This is a genomic window from Collinsella aerofaciens (assembly GCF_039062365.1).
GTDB lineage: Bacteria > Actinomycetota > Coriobacteriia > Coriobacteriales > Coriobacteriaceae > Collinsella.
On the sequence record NZ_JBCJBI010000005.1, the window covers coordinates 1 to 19,798 of the forward strand.

Here is a 19,798-nt window from a genome sequence, read left to right on the forward strand (position 1 = left end):
TAAAGCCGTTTGTCTCCACCCGCGTAGCGGGTGGTTTAAAGCTGGCCGCTGCGCGGCCAGCAGACTAAAGTCTTGAACCAGAAGAGCCCGGCACCGTAGCGGTACCGGGCTCGATATTCCTCTGGTGCCCCCGGGCGGATTCGAAAACTCCCCCCGCGGGGAAATGAGTGACGCGGGTGCCGACGGTCCGAATCCTGCCCTTAGACCAGAAGAGCCCGGCACCATAGCGGTACCGGGCTCGATATTCCTCTGGTGCCCCCGGGCGGATTCGAACCGTCGACACCCGCTTTAGGAGAGCGGTGCTCTATCCCCTGAGCTACGGAGGCATGTTGTACTAGTGTAGCAGATTTACTGCATCGCCATACGTCGCATGACTAGACTTCGAAGTTGCGGTGGAATAGTTCTTGCCTAAAGCATCTAAAGCCGTATTTAGGAACTATTTCACCGCAACTTGTGAAGAGCTAGTTGCCTTTGTGGAAGAGGCCTTTGATGACGGAAGGAATGCTCTTAGCGCCCTTGGCCGTCACATCGATGAAGTCGGGCGAACGCACGAGCTTGTCCTCGTCGACGTACTTGCGGACCGCACGAAGCGTCTCTTTGTCGTCGCGCGTCGAAAACGTAAAGTGACCGTTGTCCTTGGTGAAGATGGCAAAACGCGTGATCTTCTTGGTGCCGCGCAAAACCTCGGCGGCAATATAGTCGACCTCATCCCACGGGATCTGAATATAATCCTCGGGATTGCGCTCGTTGTAATACTCGAACGCCTTATTGCCCACCATCACGTTACCGTGGCTGGTAAGCCCCATCAGGCAGGTTGCCGGCGTTGCCAGATCGACCGTGCTGTTCTGAGATTGCGCCATGCGCGCCTCGCCCTCCAAATAAAACAATCGGACCGCATCCAGTGTACCCACCGGGTGCGGTCCGTTTCAATGGCTCAAAAGCCCTTGCCTAGCAATTCTCGGTCTTAAGCCGAAACGTGCTTACATGAAGCCGCAGACGCGACCGATGATGCCGATGGCGAAGAGAGCCAGGATGATGACGATCGGGCTGACCTTCTTCTTGAGGAGCTTGCAGACCAGCAGGGTCAGGCACACGGCGGCAAGGCCGGGGATGAGCTGATCGAGGTTGGCCTGAAGCGTGGTGACCTTCACCTGATCAAGGGCGTTAGCACCGATGGAGTTATACATCGTCAGTGCTTCCTTGACACCCTCAGAACCGGAGGGCAGGTTAGCCCAGTCGATAAAGGCGCCAGCAGACTGCGTGACCTTGGAGACGACCGGGGTAAAGGAGATGGACACCCAGCGCTCGACCAGGGCGCCGATGATGAACATACCCAGGATGGAAGCACCCTCGGTGACCTTGCCCATCAGACCGCCGGAGAGATCCTTGGCGATGGAGGAGCCGACCTTGTAGCCAAACTCCTGCGTGTACCACAGGAAGGCGTAACGGATGATGTTCCACGCGAAGAAGAACAGCAGCGGACCGGCGATGCTGCCGGACAGGGCCAGGGAAGCGCCCAGAGCACCCAGAATCGGGCGAAGGGTGAACCAGAAGGCGGGGTCGCCGACACCGGCGAGCGGGCCCATCATACCGACCTTGACGCCCTGAATGGCGACGTCGTCAATCGGGGCACCGTTGGCGCGCTCCTCCTCGAGAGCGAGGGTAACGCCAATGACGGGGGCGGAAACATAGGGGTGGGTGTTATAGAACTCCAGGTGGCGCTTAAGAGCGGCAATCTGGTCATCCTTGCTGGTGTAGAGCTTCTTGATCGCAGGGATCATTGCGAAGCACCAGCCGCCGTTCTGCATACGCTCGTAGTTCCACGAGCCCTGAAGGAACTGATGACGGAAGCAAACCTTCTTGCGGTCAGCCTTGGTGAGCTGAATCTTGTTCTCTGCCATATGTATCACTCCCCTCCTACTCGTAATCGTTCAGAATGTCGCCGAGCGGGTCACCGGAGCCACCGCCCATGCCGCCACCCTGCTTGGCCAGATCCTTAAGGCCAAGGTAGATGAGGGCAAGGGAGATGCCGATGAGGCCAAGGGCGATCAGCGTGAGCTGAGGGATGGCAGCAAGGACAAAGCCGAGGATGAAGAACGGCCAGGTCTCCTTGGTGGCCATCATGTTGATGACCATGGCGTAACCGACGGAAGCGACCATGCCGCCGCCGACAGCCATGCCGCCGGACAGCCAGTCGGGCATAGCGTTAAGCGCGTTGGTAACAGCCTCGGCCGGGATGATGCACAGAAGCACTGCCGGAATGGCGATACGAAGGCCCTGCATAAGGATGGCAATGTACTGCCAGCGCTCGATGCCGGCGAAGTCGCCCTTCTCGGCGCAACCGTCCATGGCGTGAGCGATAGCGGTAGCCAGGGTACGGCAGATCATGGTCAGGAACAGACCAGCGACCGACAGCGGGACGGCGACGGCGATGGCGGCGGTAACGGCCTTCGACGGATCGGTAGCGCCGCCGTTGAGGGCGAGCACCATGATGATCGAAGAGGCGACCGAGGCCAGAGCGGCGTCAGGCGCGACGGCGGCGCCGACGTTAGCCCAGCCAAGGGCCATCATCTGGAGCGAACCGCCCAGGAGGATGCCCTCCTGAAGGTGACCGGTTACGAGACCGATAAGCGTGCATGCCACGAGCGGCTGATGGAACTGGAACTCATCCAGAATGCCTTCCATACCGGCAAGCAACGCGACAATCGCAACAAGCAGAATAGTGATTGCAGACATGTATCGGACCCTCCTTTACTATGCTTGAGCGGCCAGTTCGGCCTTAGCTTTCTTCAACATGGCGTCGAGATCCTCGGAGGAATCCGAAGGAACCTTGCGGACCTCGAACTTGACGCCCTTGGCCTTGAGGGCCTCGAGAGTCTTGACGTCATCATCGCCCATAGCGACGGCGTTGGTGACGACGACCTTGCCCTTGGAGTGAGCCATGGAACCGATGTTGACTTCCTTGATGTCGACGCCGGCCTCGATGGCCTTGAGCAGATCCTGCGGGTTCTCAAAGAGCAGCATAGCCTTGGTGTCACCAAAGCGCGTGTCCTTGACGACCTCGGCCATCTTCTTGATGGGCACGACGTTGGCATGGACTCCCGGAGGGGCAGCCTGCTCGATCATGGTCTTGCGGAGCTCGTCGTGAGCAACGCCGTCGGAAACCACGATGATGCGGTTGGGGTTGATCTGCTTGGTCCACGTGGTGGCCACCTGACCATGAAGCAGACGGGTGTCGATACGGACGTGGGCGATCTTGATGTGCCCATCGCCGATGACCGTTCCCGGAGGGATGGCGCCTGCAGGAGCAGCGGCGGCCGCAGCCGGCTTCTTCTCCTCGGGCTCCAGAGACTCGGGCTTGACACGCACGCCAGCCTTAGCCTCAGTCACGAGATGTTTTGCGATCGCATGTGCAGTGTTCTTTGCGTCAAAGCGCTGCGAATATGCCTCGATGAGCATAGGCAGGTTGACACCGGTGACGATAGCCCAGGAATCGTGGCCCTCGATGAGCCCGCTGATCTGGTTGAACGGCGTGCCGCCCCACAGATCAACGAGGAAGAGCACCTGCTCCTGGTCCTCGAAGGAAGCAACTGCTTCCTCGACCTTGGCACGGAAATCGTCGGGGCCCATGCTCGGCTCGAGCGAGACCACGGCAACAGACGGCTGATCGCCAAAGACCATCGAGCCCGTCTGCTTGATTCCAGCTGCCAAGTCCCCGTGGCTAGCAAGAACAATACTTACCATCACATAACCTCCTTTTTGTCTACGTATTTCCTACACGACATGAAAGGAGTATACCTGTTTGGATTGTGGAATTATAGCTAAATTCGCAAAAGGTTGGATTATTTGTTTAAACGTCTAAGTTTGTTACAAATTGATTACATTGCTGATTTACAGCTCATTGCCTGCTAAAACGTGATTTTCCGATTGCTTTCAAAGACATATAAAGGTGCACTGTTCGTTAAGACCGCTTTTAGGTGGATCCCAATGCGTCTGCGTGCCGCCATTTTGTTTAAACAGACATGACTTGACTAACCGAAGCAAATATGTTTAGAACTCTAGCCCATGCAGTCATTGGATGTTAGGCGATGTGGATGGGGTTGGCGGCGTCGACGGCGTCGGGAGCGTCGGAAGGACCGTCAGGAGCAGCGTCTGCCGGGTCCTCGTCGGGGGTCTCGATCTGCTTGATCATGACCTCCTGGCCCTGCAGCAGGTATGTCTCGCCGCTGCCGCAATGGGGGCAGGTCTTGCCGTGCTCGACTGTCGAATAGTCGCGGCCGCACGCCTCGCAATGTGTCACGGCCTCGACGGGCTCCACAATAAGCTCCGCATCCTCGGTGATGGACTTTTTATCTGCCGCCCAGCGCCAAGCGTCGAGCAGCAAGTCGGGAACGACGCCCGAGACCTCGCCCAGCAGCAGCGTGACGCTCGAAACGCGACTCACGCCATTGGCGCGCGCCACGTTCTCAACATCGCGAATGATGTGATAAACGATTCCCAATTCGTGCAAGGTAGAAACCTTTCAACAACGGTTGATGCGATGCAAACTCAAAGCAAGGGGACGGCGAAATCTAGTCTGCGCCGTCCCCCTACCCGCCATGGTTACCTATTTACGACCGAACTTAATCTTGATGGCGCGTTTCAAAGCATACTTGCCCAGGCTTGGGAGCTTTTGCTCGTATTTGACCATCGTGGAGCACTCGGGGCGGTCGCGATCCAGATGGATGGCGTCGAACGCGCACTTGGTGGTGCACAGGCCGCAGCCGATGCACTTGTTGGGGTCGACGATCGAGGCACCGCAACCCAGGCAACGGGCGGTCTCGGCGCGCACCTGCTCTTCGGTAAAGGTCTCGACGTACTCGCTAAAGGGCGCAGCCTTCTCGCGGTCGCGGTTAACATGCGCCACCTCGCGGCTCGCGTTGTCATAGCTCTCGATCACGACATCGTCGCGGTCGAGCGCGGTGTAGCGGCGCTGGTTGCGGCCGATGGTGAGCGTGGAGCCCGGCTGCACAAAGCGATGGATGGAGACGGCGGCCTCGTGACCGGCGGCAATGGCATCGATGGCAAAGCTCGGACCAGTATAGACATCGCCGCCCACAAAGATGTCGGGCTCGGCGGTCTGGTAGGTCTGGGGATCGGCAAGAGCACCCTGGCCGCGGCCAAGCTCCACCTTGGAGCCAGCCAACAGGTCGCCCCACACAATGGACTGGCCAATCGACATGACGACACGGTCGGCATCGACACGACGCAGATCGTTCTCGTCGTACTCGGGCGCAAACCGGCCCTCGTCGTCAAAGACGCGCGTGCAGCGCTTGAAGGTGATACCGCACACACGGCCGGACTCGTCCAGGTGAACCTCCTTGGGACCCCAACCACAGCTGATGTGCGCGCCGTCCTCGATGGCCTCGCGACGCTCTTCCTCGCTGGCGGGCATCTGGGCCTCGCTCTCCAGGCAGAACATCTCGACGTGCTCGGAGCCCAGACGGCAGGCGTTGCGGGCCACGTCGATGGCCACGTTGCCGCCGCCCACCACGATGGTGCGGCCGGGCAGCGCGTCGATCTTGCCGCTGTTGACCTCGCGCAAGAAGTCGACGGCCACGGTCACGTCCTCGGCATCCTCGCCCGGAATACCGGCAAGGCGGCCGCCCTGGCAGCCGATGGCAACATAAAAGGCCTTAAAGCCCTGCTCGCGCAGCTCATCGAGCGTCACATCGCGACCGACCTCCACGCCATAGCGGAACTCGGCACCCATCAGGCGAATAACCTCGACCTCGGCCTCGATAACGTCCTTCTGCAGCTTAAAGCTGGGAATGCCGTAGGTGAGCATGCCGCCCGGGCGCTCGTTCTTCTCGAACACGACGGGCTTGTAGCCCTTCTCGGCCAGGTAGAAAGCGCAGGACAGGCCGGCCGGACCGGCACCGATAATGGCGATCTTCTGGTCGAAGCCGCCAGCGCGCGTCGGCGTCACCACGGGCGGGACATAGCGGGTCGCGGCATCCAGATCGCGCTGGGCGATGAACTTCTTGACCTCGTCGATGGCCACGGCGGCGTCCACACGGCCGCGGGTGCAGGCATCCTCGCAGCGGCGATTGCACACACGGCCGCAGATAGCGGGCAGAGGGTTCTCGCGCTTAATGAGTGCTAGGGCCTCGTCATAGCGACCCTGAGCCGCGAGCTTCAAATAGCCCTGAACGGCAACGTGCGCGGGGCAGGCCGTCTTGCAGGGCGCGGTGCCGGACTCATGCGTCTCGATGCGGTTGTCGTTGCGGTAGTTGGGCGACCACTTGGTGTGGTCCCACTTGGTGGCATCGGGCAGCTCCTGGCGCGGATACTCGGGCACCCGTCCGCCCGCCTTTTTGCTGCAGAGCTTCTGGCCCAGCTTGGCGGCGCCGGCCGGACACACCTCAACGCAGCGACCGCAGGCCACGCACTTGTCCTTCTCGACCTTGGCGACATAGGCCGAGCGCGACAGGTTGGGCGTGTTGAACAGCTGCGAGGTGCGCAGGGCGTAGCACACGTTGACGTTGCAGTTGCAGATGGCGAAGATCTTGTTCTCGCCGTCAATGTTGGTGATCTGGTGCACAAAGCCGTTGTCCTCGGCCTGGCGCAGGATGTCGTAGACCTCGTCGCGGGTCACGTAATGGCCACGATCGGTCTCGACCACGTAGTCGGCCATATCGCCCACGGCGATGCACCAATCGGCCGGGTCGTCGGCGCAGCCCTCGCCCATCACGCGACGGCTTGCGCGGCAGCTGCAGGTGCTGGCGGCATACTTACCCTCGTATTTGTCGAGCCAGTGCTCGATATGCTCAATAGGCACCGAGGTGCTCGCGGCATCGATGGCCTTCTCGACCGGAATGACGTGCATGCCGATGCCGGCGCCTCCGGGCGGCACCATCGGCGTGGCCTTGGACAGCGGACCCTTGGATGCCTGTTCAAAGAACTTGGCGTAGACCGGATGCTCATCGAGCTGGCTCACGCGCATGTTGAGGAACTCGGCAGAACCCGGCACCAGCATGGGCAGGACCCACTGCTTGGCGCGCTCGGGGTTTTCCCAGTTATACTCGAGCAGACCCGTGTAGCTCATGTCGTCGAGCATCTTTTCGATATCGGCCTCGGGCATGCCGGTGAGCTTGACCATCTCGGGCAGCGTATAGGGACGGCGCATCTTCATCTTGCAGAGCACTTCGGCTTGCTCGTCGGTTGCGGCCTCGGCAAACGACCAGTACTCGTAGCCCAGCAGCTCGTCGCGATGCAGCAGGCGGTTAGTGCAGTGCTCGCACAGTTTGACGATGGCCTCGCGCGGATGCTCCGGCAGCGGCGGCACAAACTCCGCACCGATATCGGGCTCGGTGTAGCTAATCCCCGGTCCGTTGAGAATCATAGTCGTCCCTTCTCTTGCCGCAGCCTGGCAGGCACGCAGCGCCCCTCTTTTTACGGGCTCGACATGCCCCCACGCCGTTCACCCGTTATTGTTGACATTGTGTCAAAAACAGTATTGACGAACCGTCAACAATATTCAAGACTGTTAGGCGAACGGTCAGGCTCAAACGGATGAAAGGCGGCAAACGCATGGGCAACAACACAGCAGATACCTCTGCGGTCAATGCCGTCCCCGCATCCGACAGCGCGGCAAAGCGCTTGACGGGCGACGAACGCCGTCGCGAGATCCTCACCGCCGTGCGCACCGTAAGCTCCGAGCTGGGCGTGTCCCACCTATCGGTATCGGCCGTGACCAAGCGAGCCGGCTGCACGCGCTCGCTGTTCTACCACTACTTCGCCGACATGGACGCCGCCGTCACCGCCGTCATGGACGAGGCAATTGACGGTTTTATCTCCGAGCTCGAGCAGTGGAATGCCAACCGCACCGTCGGTGATATTGAGGGCGCGCTCGACACCGTCGCCCCGCTCTTTAAGCGCCTGGTCGCCAGCGGCCACGAGCTGCCGAGTACCCTGACCTCGAGCAGCGGCGCGCTCTACGGCGGCTTTTTGCACAACGTGGTTCAGCGCGTGGCTCAGTACATCTGCGACACCACCGTGGTTGATTTTGTCGCCCATCACGAGCTGCGCATCGACCATGTCTACGAAACGTTCTACACCCTCATCATGGGTCTTTTGATGTATATCCGCACGCACCCCGATGTGCCCGACGAGACGGTCAAGGAAATCATCGCCTCGACACTCCACATCGAGGGCTATACCGCCAAGTATCCGGAGCGCATGCCCCAGAACTGACGACATTTGGCCAAACTGCCCGCGATCAGAAGAGGGGCCGCGGGCGTGTGAAAGGAGAGCAGCATGCTGTTCGATGTTTGGGGTAGCGATACCCTTATCCACTGGGCCGGCTGGGCCATGGTCTTTATTGGCCTCATCGTGCTCAACGAGGTCGGCCGCCGCACCAAGCTGGGCGCGGCAATCATCTTTGGCGTGGCTCCGCTGGCCATGACCATCTACTGCGTCGCCATCGCCGTCGGCGTTTCGCAGGGTGCCGAGTGGGCACTCACCAACCCCACCCATGTGTACCAGAACAGCTGGTTCCACTACGCCAAGGTATACGCGGCGCTGGCCGGTTGCTGGGGCTTCATTGCCATTAAGTACCAGTGGGGCAAGATCGGCAAGGCGCATTGGTTCCGCGCGTGGCCGTTTGTGATCGTCGCCATCAACATCATGATCGCCGTCGTGTCCGACTTCGAGAGCGCCTATCACTTCTTTGTCCTGGGCGAGTCCAACTGGGTCACCTCCGAGGGCGCCACGCAGCTGGCCGGCTGGAACAACGTGTTCAACGGCATCGCCGGTATCATCAACATCTTCTGCATGACCGGTTGGTGGAGCGTCTACGCCTCCGAGGATCAGACCGACATGTTGTGGCCCGACATGACTTGGGTCTACATCATCGCCTACGATATCTGGAACTTCTGCTACACCTACAACTGCCTGCCCACCCACTCCTGGTTCTGCGGCTTTGCGCTGCTGCTGGCGCCCACCGTCGCCGCCTTTATCTGGAACAAGGGCGGCTGGATTCAGAACCGCGCCTTTACGCTTGCTATTTGGTGCATGTTTGCCCAGGTGTTCCCGTACTTCCAGGAGGAGTCCATCTTTGTGACCCACTCCACGCTCGACCCCGGCGCCGCCACCGCGGTCTCGGTCGCCGCGCTGGTCGCCAACGTCGCCGCGATCATCTACATCGCCTACCGTGCCAAGAAGCTCGGCCGCAATCCCTACAAGCAGGATGTCTTTGAGGGCACCAGCGATTGGGAGAAGGCCACCGCTCGCCGCGCCAAGGCTGATTACGCGCACGCCGAGTAACATGTTTATTCCGTCCACATTTGGATGTAGGCAAACTTAGCCGATGCCGCAATCGCGCGTCATGTGCAGCCCCGGAAAGCGATTCGTCCGCTTTCCGGGGCTTTTTGTTGCTGCGCGCATTCACGCACATATGCAAAACCTCTCTCACAGATAAAATCAGATTTCCAATCGCCTGACAGCTCTATGTGACCCCAATTTTGGGTACATTGTTGTCCCGATATTGAGCTTGGGGGATGTATGAATGATGAGACGATGGGCCAAGAGAATGCGGCCCAAGATGCAGAAGCGTGTGCCGAAGCCCTGGAGAGCCTAGACCGGATTTCACTTGATGAGATTGCGTTTGACGATTCGGGCGTTGATGTGCAGGATGAGTCGGAAGCCGAGGCGCAGTCCGATGATCAGGATGCAGACGACGTTGAGCCTGCCGAAGATGAGGCAGATCACGAAGACACCGAATGCGAGGCCGACGACCAGCCCGAATCCGACACGAGCGAGGAAACCATCTTGCTCGGCAGCTTGCCGGCCGAAGATTCCCTGACCCGCGAGCTTCCCGGCCTGGGCTCCGCTCCTGCCGTGGACGAGACCATCGCCATGGGCGATATTCCCCTACCGTCCGTTCCTTCGGCACGCGAAGCCGAGGTTCGTCATCGTAAGATGTCGCCCAAGCGCCGCAACCTGATGGTTGCCGGCGTTGTGGCCGTCGCGCTCGTCGCCGGCGGCGCAGGCTACGCAGCCTGGAACGGATACCGGCAAGAGCAGGCTGCCATCACCGCCGCCAATGCCCACACGATGATGTCGGTGCAGATTGGCGTGCATGCCGCGGGCCTCGACTGTTCCGCCGGCTCCAAGATTCCCGTACAGGTGAGCGGTCAGGACGCTGATGGCTCCTCCGTGAGCGAAACGCTCTATGTTGACGAGCACGGCCGCGGCATCAAACTGCTGCCCGGCGATTACACGCTCTCCATCGCTGCCTCCCCCATCGCGGCCGACGGCACCATCTACACCGTCCCGACCACCAAGACGCAGGTCACCGTTAAGAGCGATGGACAGGATTTAAGTGCCCAGGCCACCTTTAAGCTCAAGGTGCCTTCGGCCGACACGGTGACTGACGACCAGATCGATGCCGCCGCCAAGTATGCCGAAGAGGGCGGTGCGAGCTCCGCCGCGGCTGCCAAAGTGCTCCAGCAGGCAGCAACCGCGCGACGTGACGCCGCCGTCAATGCCGTGAGCGCGCAAAAGGCACAGGCATCCCGTGATGCTGACGCTCGCCACAAGGCAACCGACCTCTACCAGCTCGATATTCCCGTCGAGTGGTACGGCAAGGTCGCAACTTGGCAAAACGGCAGCACGCTATGCATCTATCTGGGCGACGACGCCAATACGCCGCTCGTGACGCTCGTCGCCGTGCGCGATGGCGAGACCTTTACGCCCGATGACGGCGATACGGTTTTGGGCACGGTCAGTCTGGGCAACGGTTATACCGTCTATGCCAGCGGCCCCGTCTATCCGTACGTGGTGCCCCAGACCATCAACGGACGGACGCAGAATCCCGTGTCAACCTACCCCATGGACACGGCCATTGAGCTTGTCGAGCTTACGACCGGCAACCGCTACACCTATAGCCAGATCAAGAACGTACTGGTCGGCAAAGACGGCAAAGCCGACGCCGCGACCAAACTCGAGACCGACTACCTCGCGCAGATCCTGCTACCGAGCATCAAAGCCCAGGACTAGCCAGCCCGAAGACAGCCGCCCAACGTCCACACCCCTAACGCAGTTGCGGTGAAATAGGGACTGTTTTTGCTGGTCAAACCGCAAAACAGTCCCTATTTCACCGCAACTTTTTGGTGGCACTCAGCGCCACGGGTCAGCTTCGAACATCGGCTCACGCTCGGGGCGTCGGTCGCTGTAGGGGTCGTAACCGTCATCGTCCTCGTTCTCGGCACGAATGTAGGGGTCGCACGGCTTGGGCGCCGGTTTCGGTGCGGGCTTTGGTGCGGCGGACGCGGCGTTAGTCGCCGGCGTGTTCGTCTTGATCTCGACGTTCATCTGCATATCTCCTTGCCATGTACTCATGCTCAACATCATCGATTGTCGCACGAAAAAGGGCGGCGGACCCAATTGGATCCGCCGCCCTTGGCGTTTTGCGATGAGGGGCGGTTTTAAAGCCGGCCCCAAAAATCTACTCGGCGTCGGGGACCTCGTAGGTGGCCGCCGGCGTGTTGTCGCACACGACGGTAAAGCCGCCGTCCTTGTCGACATCGACCGTCACCTGATCGCCCTCGCGCACCGTGCCGTCGATGATAGCGGCCGCAATGGCATCCACGACCTCGCGCTGAACCAGACGCTTGAGCGGACGGGCGCCAAAGACCGGGTCCAGGCCGCCCACGGCGAGCATCTGCTTGGCCGCCGGGGTGATGGCAAGCGTCATGCGCTCCTTGGCCAGACGCGCGCGGACGTCGGCGAGCTGGATGTCGACGATCTTCTCGATCTGCGCCATGCCGAGCGGATGGAACACCACGATATCGTCGATACGGTTGAGGAACTCGGGGCGGAATGTCTGAGCCATGGCGGCGTCGACCTGATGGCGCATCTCCTCCTCGTCCTTACCGGACAGATCGGCGATGGCCTTGGAGCCCACGTTGGACGTCATGATGATGATCGTGTTCTTGAAGGACACCTGGCGACCCTGACCGTCGGTCAGACGGCCGTCGTCGAGCACCTGCAACAGTACGTTAAAGACATCCGGATGGGCCTTCTCCATCTCGTCGAGCAAGATCACGGAGTAGGGCCTGCGGCGCACGGCCTCGGTGAGCTGGCCGCCCTCGTCGTAGCCCACGTATCCCGGGGGCGCACCGATCAGACGCTGGACGCTGAACTTCTCCATGTACTCGGACATGTCGATACGCACGAGCGCACGCTCGTCATCGAACAGGCACTCGGCCAGCGCCTTGGCGAGCTCGGTCTTGCCCACGCCGGTGGGGCCCAGGAAGAAGAAGCTGCCGATGGGCTTGTCCGGATCGGAGAGGCCCGCACGGCTGCGACGCACGGCCGCGGCGACAGCGGAGACCGCCTCGTCCTGGCCGATGACGCGCTTATGCAGCTCGCCCTCCAAGCCCTTCAGCTTGTCGAGCTCGCCCTGCATCATCTTGGACACGGGCACGCCGGTCCAAGCGCTCACGACCTCGGCGATCTCATCGGAGGTCACCTGCTCGTTCAGGCCCTCGCCGTCCTGCTGCTTTTGTGCCTCGAGCGCGGCCTCGGAATCCTGAATCTGCTGCTGCAGGCCCGGAATCACGGAGTAGCGCAGCTCGGACGCACGACCCAGGTCGCCGTTGCGCGTCGCACGCTCCTCCTCGCTCTTGGCCTCGTCGAGCTGTCCCTTGAGCTCCTGCACGTGGTCGATGGCGTTCTTCTGGTTGAGCCAGCCGGCCTTTTGCACGTTGAGTTTTTCCTGGACCTCGGCAATCTCCTGGCGCAGGGCCTCCAGACGCTCCTTGGAGGCGTCATCGGTCTCTTTCATGAGCGCCTGTTCCTCGATCTGCAGCTGAGTGAGCTGACGCGTGGTGGCGTCGATCTCGACCGGCATGCTGTCGAGTTCCATGCGCAGGCGGCTTGCCGCCTCATCGACCAAATCGATGGCCTTGTCGGGCAGGAAGCGGTCGGCAATGTAGCGATCGGAGAGGTCGGCAGCTGCCACGAGCGCGCTATCGGTGATATGCACACCGTGGAAGATCTCGTACTTCTCCTTGAGGCCACGCAGGATAGAGATGGTGTCCTCGACGGTAGGCTCGCTCACCATAACGGTCTGGAAACGACGGGCGAGCGCCGCGTCCTTCTCGATGTACTTGCGGTATTCGTCGAGCGTGGTCGCGCCGATCGCGTGCAGGTCGCCACGGGCGAGCGCCGGCTTGAGGATGTTGCCGGCGTCCATGGAGCCCTCGGTGGCACCCGCGCCCACGATGGTGTGGAGCTCATCGATGAACAGGATGACCTTGCCTTCGGACTTTTGGACTTCCTTGAGTACAGCCTTCAAGCGATCCTCGAACTCGCCACGGTACTTGGCGCCGGCGACCAGCGCGCTCATGTCGAGCTCGATGAGGTCGCGGTCGCGCAGGGTGCTCGGCACGTCGCCGGCCACGATACGCTGGGCGATGCCCTCGACGATGGCCGTCTTGCCGACACCCGGCTCACCGATGAGCACGGGGTTGTTCTTGGTGCGGCGAGACAGGACCTGGATGGTACGACGGATCTCGTCGGTACGGCCAATGACCGGATCGAGCTTGCCGGCGCGGGCGAGGTCGCAGATGTTGCGGCCGTACTGCTCCAGTGCCTCAAACTGCGTCTTGTCCTCGGCGGACGTCACGCGGTCATCGCCGCGCAGCTCCTCGTAGACTTGCTCGATGCGCTCCTTGGTGACGCCGGCGTCGCGCAGCACGCGGCCCGCCTCGCCCTTGTCCTCGGCAAGCGCCATCAGCAGATGCTCGGTCACCACAAAGCTGTCGCCCATCTTGGTGGCCTTTTTCTCGGCCTTCTCGATGACGCGGACGAGCTCGTTGGACAGGCCCATCTGCTGACCCTCGCCCGAAACCTTGGGCGCATGGTCGATGGCATCTTGTGTGGAGCGTGCGAGCTGAGCCGGGTCGGCACCGATGCGCTCGATAATCACGGAGATATTGCGCTCACCGGCACCGAGCAGGGCAGACAGCAGGTGAATCGGCTCCACCGCGCCGGCCTGCGCGTCGGCAGCCGTGCTCATGGCGGTCTGCAGCGCCTCGCGCGACGTCATTGCTAGCTTATCGATTCTCATGGAATCACCTCTCTTGGGGTGGCCGCCCTACGGGGCGGCTTCACGTTGTTCGAGAAGTATTGTTGCCAGCTTTGCACGATCTTATACACAAATCTAAGTCTCTATATATAAGATTTTCTGAGTGATTAAGTGATAGGGGTAGGCACGCTCACCAGCTGCGGCCTCGTCCCCTTACTATCTCAATCTGTAACATCTAGTCAGCAAATAGAGCTCTATCTGTTACAAATCGAGACGAACAGAAAACACCCGGATCAAAAATCTAAATCTGTAACACCAGGCCCACTTTTAGCGGCCAAGATGTAACAAATCGAGACAAACGAAACCACTACAAAGGCGCCTGTCCCCTTTGTGGTGGTCCAGAGAAGAATCAGCCCCGATTAAAAGAGGCGGTATCAAGCCCAGTCTACGTTTGGCGATCCCAAATCGAAGCCCAATAGGGCCTTTTAGCCCTCTCATTCCGGGCGGTCGCTTTCTTTTGAATATTGTCGTAAGCTGGTATCACTTATCTTAATGAATGCATACTGTTTGCGAGGTACTCGCCGTGAAACGCTCCACCTATATCGGCCTGCTCGTCTTAGCGTTTGCGATTACCGCAGCCGGCGTAGGAATTATCTATCTCGCATTTCTCCCCGCCTCTGCGACGCAGGCGGCGGTTGAGACCGTAATCTATCCCATCGAGGTCCTCACCGATATCGTCAAACCCGATTCGATCACCGTCGATTTCGACGGTACGCCCGCAGCGCTTGGGGTCAGTAACTATCCCCGAATCGAACTTGGAGCCACGCGCTATACCCAAGATGAGCAGCTTATCGGCGAGGCAACCAGTTTATTCAAAGGCAAGACGTTTAAGCGGTGGTACGGCGCCATAATATATCGAGCCAAGAAAATCCAAATGAATGGCGGGTATTATTCGACCCTTGAACTCGATGCGGCAAACGGGAGCAGGCTGTGCAACGTCTCATACGACCCCGGCTACGTGGACAATGAAGGACCGGGGGTCTATATCTCGGATGGCGACGTAATCTATGTCATGGAGGGCGACCAGACGGCAGTCGTCGATTTTATGGATCGGTGTACCGAGGATGCCTACGAACAGACCTGCGAGCCCGATCCGCAGACAGCGCGCAACAGTGGTTCGGCACGCACTTGGCTATTTGACGATGAAATAACCTGGACCCCATCGAAATAAGGACCCGCCGGGCAGGCACCTTTGTGGTGGTTTCGGTTCCGATGTTCCGCTGTCTCGATCTGTAACATCTAGCGGCCGTTTTTGGGTCCAGATGTTACGGATCGAGATGAATTGTTCAGCGGTGCCCGTTTATCTAGATCTGTAACAACCGCTCGGCAAATAAGGGTCTACCTGTTACAGAACGAGACAAACCGTGAACCACCACAAAGGCGCCTGTCCCCTTTGTGGTGGTTCTCGACAAAAAGAAGCCACCCCGATAACAGAGGCGGCATCAAGCAAGCCCATTTATTAGTGTCCCTCAAGACCCAACGAGAACGCAGAAATGTAGCCCGGGACTTACCCTTTCCCGAACGCGACCCTCGCGAAGCGCGTGAGCGGGCGGGAAAGGGTAAGCCCCGGGCGGACAATAAAGTGCGTTACTCGGCAGCGGCCTTGAACTTGTTGTAGTTGATCAAGCAGCCGGCCTTGACGATGGCACGCTCCTCTGCCGTCATATCGGCAATGTAGAGCTCAATCTGCTCGACCGTGCCGTCGGCGCGCACCACGTAGGCGGCGATGTCCTTCAGGTCGCCGTCGAGCGCGGCACGGATACCCGGCACAAAGACGTAGTCGCCCACCTCAAAGTTGGGCTCCGCCTCCATCTGGAAGGGCACCATGCCCCAGTTCATCACGTTGGAGCGATAGCGCTTGGTGGCGTACTCGTGGACGATGTTGGCCAGGCCGCCGATCACGCGCTGGCAGCTCGCAGCCTGCTCGCGGGCAGAACCGTCGCCCGGCTTCTTGGCGTAGAGCATGGAGCCGTACTCGGTCGCCTTGGCGTCGGCTGCGACACCCGCGCCAGCCAGCGCCTCAAACACACCGGCAAGCCCGGCATCGAGTGCGGTCAGGTCGCCTGCTGCCTCGCCGGCAACGCGGCGCTTTTCCACCGCATCAACCTCCTTGGAGCGGCCCACGTAGGCAGGGTCGCGGCGGCTGAGCGTAAACTCGGCCAGGCCCAGCGGGTTGGAGCGGAAGGAGCTCGTCTCGCCCGAGGGAATGAGCTCGTCGGTCGTGGTGACCGGGTCCATGATCTTGGAGCACACCTTGAGCAGAATGTCGTCGCCGAGAGGCTCCATCGCGGGCCACGGCTTGATGTTGGGACCCTCGACCAGCTCGTCGGCAGGCTCCGCCTTGCCAAAGCCCCAGTACACACGCTTTTTGTACGGCGCGTCGTCAAAGGTGTACTCGCAGGCCTCGTCCCAAGTCTCCTCGGGCAGGTCGGTCGCCGGTGTCAGGACGCCGCCGTTGGCAGCCGTCGCCGCAATGGAGCGGGCATCCATCAGGGCCACGGCACTCAACTGGCCATTGCCCGGCTTGGAACCCTCGCGGTTGGGGAAGTTGCGCGTAGTGTGGCGGATCGAAAGGCCGTTGTTGGCAGGCGTGTCACCGGCGCCAAAGCACGGACCGCAGAACGCCGTGCGAACGATCGCACCGGCCTCCATGAGGTCGTAGATATAGCCACGGCGCGTAAGTTCGAGCGCCACGGGCTGGCTCGTGGGATAGACCGACAGCGAGAACTCGCCGCAGCCGGTGTTGGCGCCCTTGAGCACGCGGGCAGCCTGGACCACGGAGTCGTAGTTGCCGCCCGAGCAGCCGGCGATAACGCCCTGCTGCACGTGTAGCTTACCGTCGACGATCTTGTCGAGCAGGCTAAAGTGCGTCTTGCCCTCGCCGATCTTGGCAGCCTCGAGCTCGACCTTGTGCAGGATGTCCTCGAGATTCTCGTTGAGCTCGTCGATCTCAAAGCCGTTGGAAGGATGGAACGGCAGCGCGATCATGGGCTTGATGCTCGACAGATCGACCTCGACGCAGCCGTCGTAGTAGGCAACATCGGCGGGCTTGAGCTCGCGGTAGTCGTCGCCGCGGCCGTGCATGGTCAAAAACGCGTGCGTGTCCTCGTCGGTGGCCCAGATGCTCGACAGGCAGGTGGTCTCGGTGGTCATGACGTCGACGCCGTTGCGGTAATCGGTCGTCATGCTCGCGATGCCCGGGCCCACAAACTCCATGACCTTGTTCTTGACGTAGCCCTTGGCAAAGACGGCGCGGATGATGGCGAGCGCCACGTCGTGCGGGCCGATGCCGGGACGCGGGGCGCCCGTGAGGTAGATGGCAACGACGCCGGGATAGGCAACGTCGTAGGTGTCGCGCAACAGCTGCTTGGCCAGCTCGCCGCCGCCCTCGCCCACGGCCATGGTACCCAGGGCGCCGTAGCGGGTGTGCGAGTCGGAGCCCAGAATCATCTTGCCGCAACCGGCGAAGTTCTCACGCATAAAGGAGTGGATGACGGCGATGTGCGGCGGAACGAAGATGCCGCCGTACTTTTTGGCAGCCGAGAGACCAAAGACGTGGTCGTCCTCGTTGATGGTGCCGCCCACGGCGCACAGCGAGTTATGGCAGTTGGTGAGCACGTAGGGCAGCGGGAACTGCTCCATGCCCGAGGCACGCGCCGTCTGGATGATGCCGACGAAGGTGATGTCGTGGCTCGCCATGGCGTCGAAGCGAATCTTGAGCGCCTCGGGGTCGCCGGACGTATTGTGTGCCTGAAGGATCGAATACGCGATGGTGCCACGCTTGGCATCCTCGGGCGTCTGCGTAATACCGCGCTCAGCAGCCTCGGCCGCAGGCACAACCTCGCTGCCACGGCGCAGGTAGATGCCGTCCTCGTACAGCTTGACCATACTGTCTCCCACTCTGCCCAAACAATTTGGGCGCATAGCATACATTCGTTCAATATCGTGCCATAGAACGGTTGCGAGTGGGCTACGAATCTGCGCGTTCACTTTATCTCGGTAAAGTAAAGGGCAAGCCGGGGGCGGGAAGACGGGTTTGGCGCAGGGAGTGTCACCAAGTGCCGAAATGACGAGAGTGGATAATCTCCCACTTTGAGCCTGCACATAGGCCAAAAACGGGAAATTATCCACTCTCATTCTGTGGGCACTCATTTAAGTACGTCCCCAATGAGTGCCCGGCAGCGTCGGCGGAGCTATAGGTCGCCACCCGTACCTAGCAGTTTGCGCATGACTTGCTCGGGATTGACTGAGCCGTCGCGCGGGGCCAGGGCGGTGATCTTCTTCTGCATCTTGTACTCGTGCAGCTCGTCCTCGAGCTGGCGCACGCGGGCGCGGAGCCTCTCGTTCTCGCGCTCGCGCTCCTCGGCACGCTCCTTCATATCGAGAATGCGCACCACGCCGGCAAGGTTGATACCCTCGTCGGTCAGCTGGTTGATGAGTTCCAGACGCTCGATATCGGCACGCGAATACAGGCGCGTGTTACCGCCCGAGCGTTGAGGATTCACCAGGCCCTTGGACTCGTAGACGCGCAGAGTCTGCGGGTGCATGCCGGTCAGCTCAGCCGCCACGCTGATCATGTACAGCGGTTTGTTCCTATTGTCCTCGGCCATGCTACCTGACCCCTTTCCGTCTCGTTATCGTCCATCATAAGCCCGCGAGCGTGGGCGTGCGCCGCGACCGCCCTAGTACGTCGCCTTGTAACGGTTGACCTTCTCGCGATAATCGCGCGTGTCGGCCTCGCGCAGCTTGGTCATGGCATCGCGCTCGTCGTCGGACAGACTCGTGGGAACCTGCACCTTGATCTCGACGAGCAGCGCACCCGTGCGGCCACGGTGCTTAACGTCGGGCGCACCCATCTCCTTAAAGCGGAACTTCTTGCCCGTCTGGGTACCCGCGGGCACCTTCAGACGAACCGTCGCACCGCCGGGCGTCGGCACCTCCACCGTGCAGCCGAGCGCCGCCTCGTAGACCGAGACCGGTACCTCCATGGTCACGTCGGCGCCTTTGCGCTTAAACAGCGGGTGCTCCTCCACATGCGTGGTCACGACCAGGTCGCCGCGCTCGCCGCCGGCAACGCCATACTCGCCGCGACGCTTGTAGCGTAGCTTGCCGCCGTCGACCGCGCCCGCAGGCACCGAGACCGTAATGGTCTGCTGCTCGCCTGTCGAGGGAATGCGATAGGTGACCTTGTGCGTCACGCCGCGAAACGCGTCTTCGGCCGTCACATCGACGGTCAGCGACAGGTCGCCGCCCTTGCGAGCACGGCTGCGGCCCGCGCCGGCACCGGCAGCACCCGCAGCCCCGGCAAAGCCCGAGCCCCAATCGCTACCCCAAGCGCCGTTGCCGCTAAAGATGCTGTCGAAGATGTCGCCCCAGCCGCTGGCGCCCGCGCCGGCACCGTAGCCGCCGCCATGCGCGCCGCCTGCGCCCGGCATGCCGCCGAACATGAGCATCTGGTCGTACTCTTTGCGCTTCTTCTCGTCCGAAAGCGTCTCGTAGGCCTCGCTAATCTCCTTGAACTTGGCCTCGTCGCCGCCGGCATCGGGGTGATATTTTTGCGCGAGCTTGCGAAACGCGCTCTTGATCTCTTTGTCGGAGGCGCTCTTGGATACGCCCAGGATGTCATAGAAGGTTTTGCCTGCAGCCATCGTAGCTCCTCTCCTG

15 protein-coding genes and 1 tRNA gene are annotated in these 19,798 nt (G+C 60.9%); 4 read left to right on the plus strand and 12 right to left on the minus strand.

Features of this window, described 5'->3' with window-relative positions:
* Nucleotides 1-250: 250 nt before the first annotated feature.
* From ABCN01_RS03795 to ABCN01_RS03825, 7 genes are all read right to left on the minus strand, one after another.
* Nucleotides 251-326: transfer RNA gene (locus ABCN01_RS03795), tRNA-Arg, on the minus strand.
* Nucleotides 327-461: 135 nt separating this feature from the next.
* Nucleotides 462-860: a DUF956 family protein gene (locus tag ABCN01_RS03800; protein ID WP_055310059.1), complete on the minus strand. Its 399-nt coding sequence runs from the start codon at nucleotides 858-860 to the stop codon at nucleotides 462-464.
* 120 nt (nucleotides 861-980) lie between these two features.
* Nucleotides 981-1,901 (minus strand): PTS system mannose/fructose/sorbose family transporter subunit IID, encoded by a 921-nt coding sequence (locus tag ABCN01_RS03805; RefSeq protein ID WP_022094170.1) that lies wholly within the window; start codon nucleotides 1,899-1,901, stop codon nucleotides 981-983.
* A 16-nt stretch (nucleotides 1,902-1,917) separates the two neighbouring features.
* Nucleotides 1,918-2,736, minus strand: a complete 819-nt coding sequence (locus ABCN01_RS03810; protein WP_271739911.1) for a PTS mannose/fructose/sorbose transporter subunit IIC — start codon at nucleotides 2,734-2,736, stop codon at nucleotides 1,918-1,920.
* Between the two features lie 18 nt (nucleotides 2,737-2,754).
* A complete protein-coding gene (locus ABCN01_RS03815; RefSeq protein ID WP_148332486.1) occupies nucleotides 2,755-3,744 on the minus strand; it encodes a PTS sugar transporter subunit IIB in 990 nt (329 codons plus the stop codon).
* Between the two features lie 337 nt (nucleotides 3,745-4,081).
* Nucleotides 4,082-4,510, minus strand: coding sequence for a hydrogenase maturation nickel metallochaperone HypA/HybF (locus ABCN01_RS03820; protein WP_343014197.1), 429 nt, complete (start codon nucleotides 4,508-4,510; stop codon nucleotides 4,082-4,084).
* Between the two features lie 96 nt (nucleotides 4,511-4,606).
* On the minus strand, nucleotides 4,607-7,384 hold the full coding sequence (locus tag ABCN01_RS03825; protein ID WP_342996954.1) for an FAD-dependent oxidoreductase: 2,778 nt from the start codon (nucleotides 7,382-7,384) through the stop codon (nucleotides 4,607-4,609).
* A gap of 188 nt (nucleotides 7,385-7,572) precedes the next feature.
* Between ABCN01_RS03825 and ABCN01_RS03830 the strand changes: the two genes are divergently transcribed.
* The 3 genes from ABCN01_RS03830 to ABCN01_RS03840 all read left to right on the plus strand — a co-directional run bounded on the left by ABCN01_RS03830 (nucleotide 7,573) and on the right by ABCN01_RS03840 (nucleotide 11,040).
* Nucleotides 7,573-8,235 carry a TetR/AcrR family transcriptional regulator gene (locus ABCN01_RS03830; protein WP_342996955.1) on the plus strand — a complete coding sequence of 221 codons (663 nt, stop codon included), beginning with the start codon at nucleotides 7,573-7,575 and terminating at the stop codon, nucleotides 8,233-8,235.
* Nucleotides 8,236-8,298: 63 nt separating this feature from the next.
* Nucleotides 8,299-9,306 (plus strand): DUF5692 family protein, encoded by a 1,008-nt coding sequence (locus ABCN01_RS03835; RefSeq protein WP_342996956.1) that lies wholly within the window; start codon nucleotides 8,299-8,301, stop codon nucleotides 9,304-9,306.
* A gap of 237 nt (nucleotides 9,307-9,543) precedes the next feature.
* Nucleotides 9,544-11,040: a hypothetical protein gene (locus tag ABCN01_RS03840; RefSeq protein WP_342996957.1), complete on the plus strand. Its 1,497-nt coding sequence runs from the start codon at nucleotides 9,544-9,546 to the stop codon at nucleotides 11,038-11,040.
* A gap of 120 nt (nucleotides 11,041-11,160) precedes the next feature.
* Here ABCN01_RS03840 and ABCN01_RS03845 read toward each other — a convergent pair whose 3' ends face one another.
* Nucleotides 11,161-11,355: a hypothetical protein gene (locus ABCN01_RS03845; protein WP_342996958.1), complete on the minus strand. Its 195-nt coding sequence runs from the start codon at nucleotides 11,353-11,355 to the stop codon at nucleotides 11,161-11,163.
* Nucleotides 11,356-11,488: 133 nt separating this feature from the next.
* Entirely contained in the window at nucleotides 11,489-14,116 is a 2,628-nt protein-coding gene (gene clpB, locus ABCN01_RS03850) for an ATP-dependent chaperone ClpB (protein ID WP_055310051.1), read from the minus strand.
* Nucleotides 14,117-14,657: 541 nt separating this feature from the next.
* On the opposite strand from clpB, the gene ABCN01_RS03855 reads away from it, so the two are divergent.
* Nucleotides 14,658-15,305, plus strand: a complete 648-nt coding sequence (locus tag ABCN01_RS03855; RefSeq protein WP_342996959.1) for a hypothetical protein — start codon at nucleotides 14,658-14,660, stop codon at nucleotides 15,303-15,305.
* A 416-nt stretch (nucleotides 15,306-15,721) separates the two neighbouring features.
* On the opposite strand, the gene ABCN01_RS03860 is transcribed toward ABCN01_RS03855, so the two are convergent.
* The 3 genes from ABCN01_RS03860 to ABCN01_RS03870 form a co-directional block, all read right to left on the minus strand.
* Nucleotides 15,722-18,022 carry a hydratase gene (locus ABCN01_RS03860; protein ID WP_342996960.1) on the minus strand — a complete coding sequence of 767 codons (2,301 nt, stop codon included), beginning with the start codon at nucleotides 18,020-18,022 and terminating at the stop codon, nucleotides 15,722-15,724.
* Between the two features lie 305 nt (nucleotides 18,023-18,327).
* Nucleotides 18,328-18,744: a heat shock protein transcriptional repressor HspR gene (locus tag ABCN01_RS03865; protein ID WP_342996961.1), complete on the minus strand. Its 417-nt coding sequence runs from the start codon at nucleotides 18,742-18,744 to the stop codon at nucleotides 18,328-18,330.
* A gap of 72 nt (nucleotides 18,745-18,816) precedes the next feature.
* Nucleotides 18,817-19,782, minus strand: coding sequence for a DnaJ C-terminal domain-containing protein (locus tag ABCN01_RS03870; RefSeq protein WP_342996962.1), 966 nt, complete (start codon nucleotides 19,780-19,782; stop codon nucleotides 18,817-18,819).
* Nucleotides 19,783-19,798: the final 16 nt, after the last annotated feature.

Bases quoted from the DNA above. Each gene is read 5' to 3' on its own strand.
- ABCN01_RS03800 (WP_055310059.1), bottom strand. From the start codon at position 860: ATGGCGCAATCTCAGAACAGCACGGTCGATCTGGCAACGCCGGCAACC.
- ABCN01_RS03805 (WP_022094170.1), bottom strand. From the start codon at position 1,901: ATGGCAGAGAACAAGATTCAGCTCACCAAGGCTGACCGCAAGAAGGTT.
- ABCN01_RS03810 (WP_271739911.1), bottom strand. From the start codon at position 2,736: ATGTCTGCAATCACTATTCTGCTTGTTGCGATTGTCGCGTTGCTTGCC.
- ABCN01_RS03815 (WP_148332486.1), bottom strand. From the start codon at position 3,744: ATGGTAAGTATTGTTCTTGCTAGCCACGGGGACTTGGCAGCTGGAATC.
- ABCN01_RS03825 (WP_342996954.1), bottom strand. From the start codon at position 7,384: ATGATTCTCAACGGACCGGGGATTAGCTACACCGAGCCCGATATCGGT.
- ABCN01_RS03830 (WP_342996955.1), top strand. From the start codon at position 7,573: ATGGGCAACAACACAGCAGATACCTCTGCGGTCAATGCCGTCCCCGCA.
- ABCN01_RS03835 (WP_342996956.1), top strand. From the start codon at position 8,299: ATGCTGTTCGATGTTTGGGGTAGCGATACCCTTATCCACTGGGCCGGC.
- ABCN01_RS03840 (WP_342996957.1), top strand. From the start codon at position 9,544: ATGAATGATGAGACGATGGGCCAAGAGAATGCGGCCCAAGATGCAGAA.
- ABCN01_RS03845 (WP_342996958.1), bottom strand. From the start codon at position 11,355: ATGAACGTCGAGATCAAGACGAACACGCCGGCGACTAACGCCGCGTCC.
- clpB (WP_055310051.1), bottom strand. From the start codon at position 14,116: ATGAGAATCGATAAGCTAGCAATGACGTCGCGCGAGGCGCTGCAGACC.
- ABCN01_RS03860 (WP_342996960.1), bottom strand. From the start codon at position 18,022: ATGGTCAAGCTGTACGAGGACGGCATCTACCTGCGCCGTGGCAGCGAG.
- ABCN01_RS03865 (WP_342996961.1), bottom strand. From the start codon at position 18,744: ATGGCCGAGGACAATAGGAACAAACCGCTGTACATGATCAGCGTGGCG.
- ABCN01_RS03870 (WP_342996962.1), bottom strand. From the start codon at position 19,782: ATGGCTGCAGGCAAAACCTTCTATGACATCCTGGGCGTATCCAAGAGC.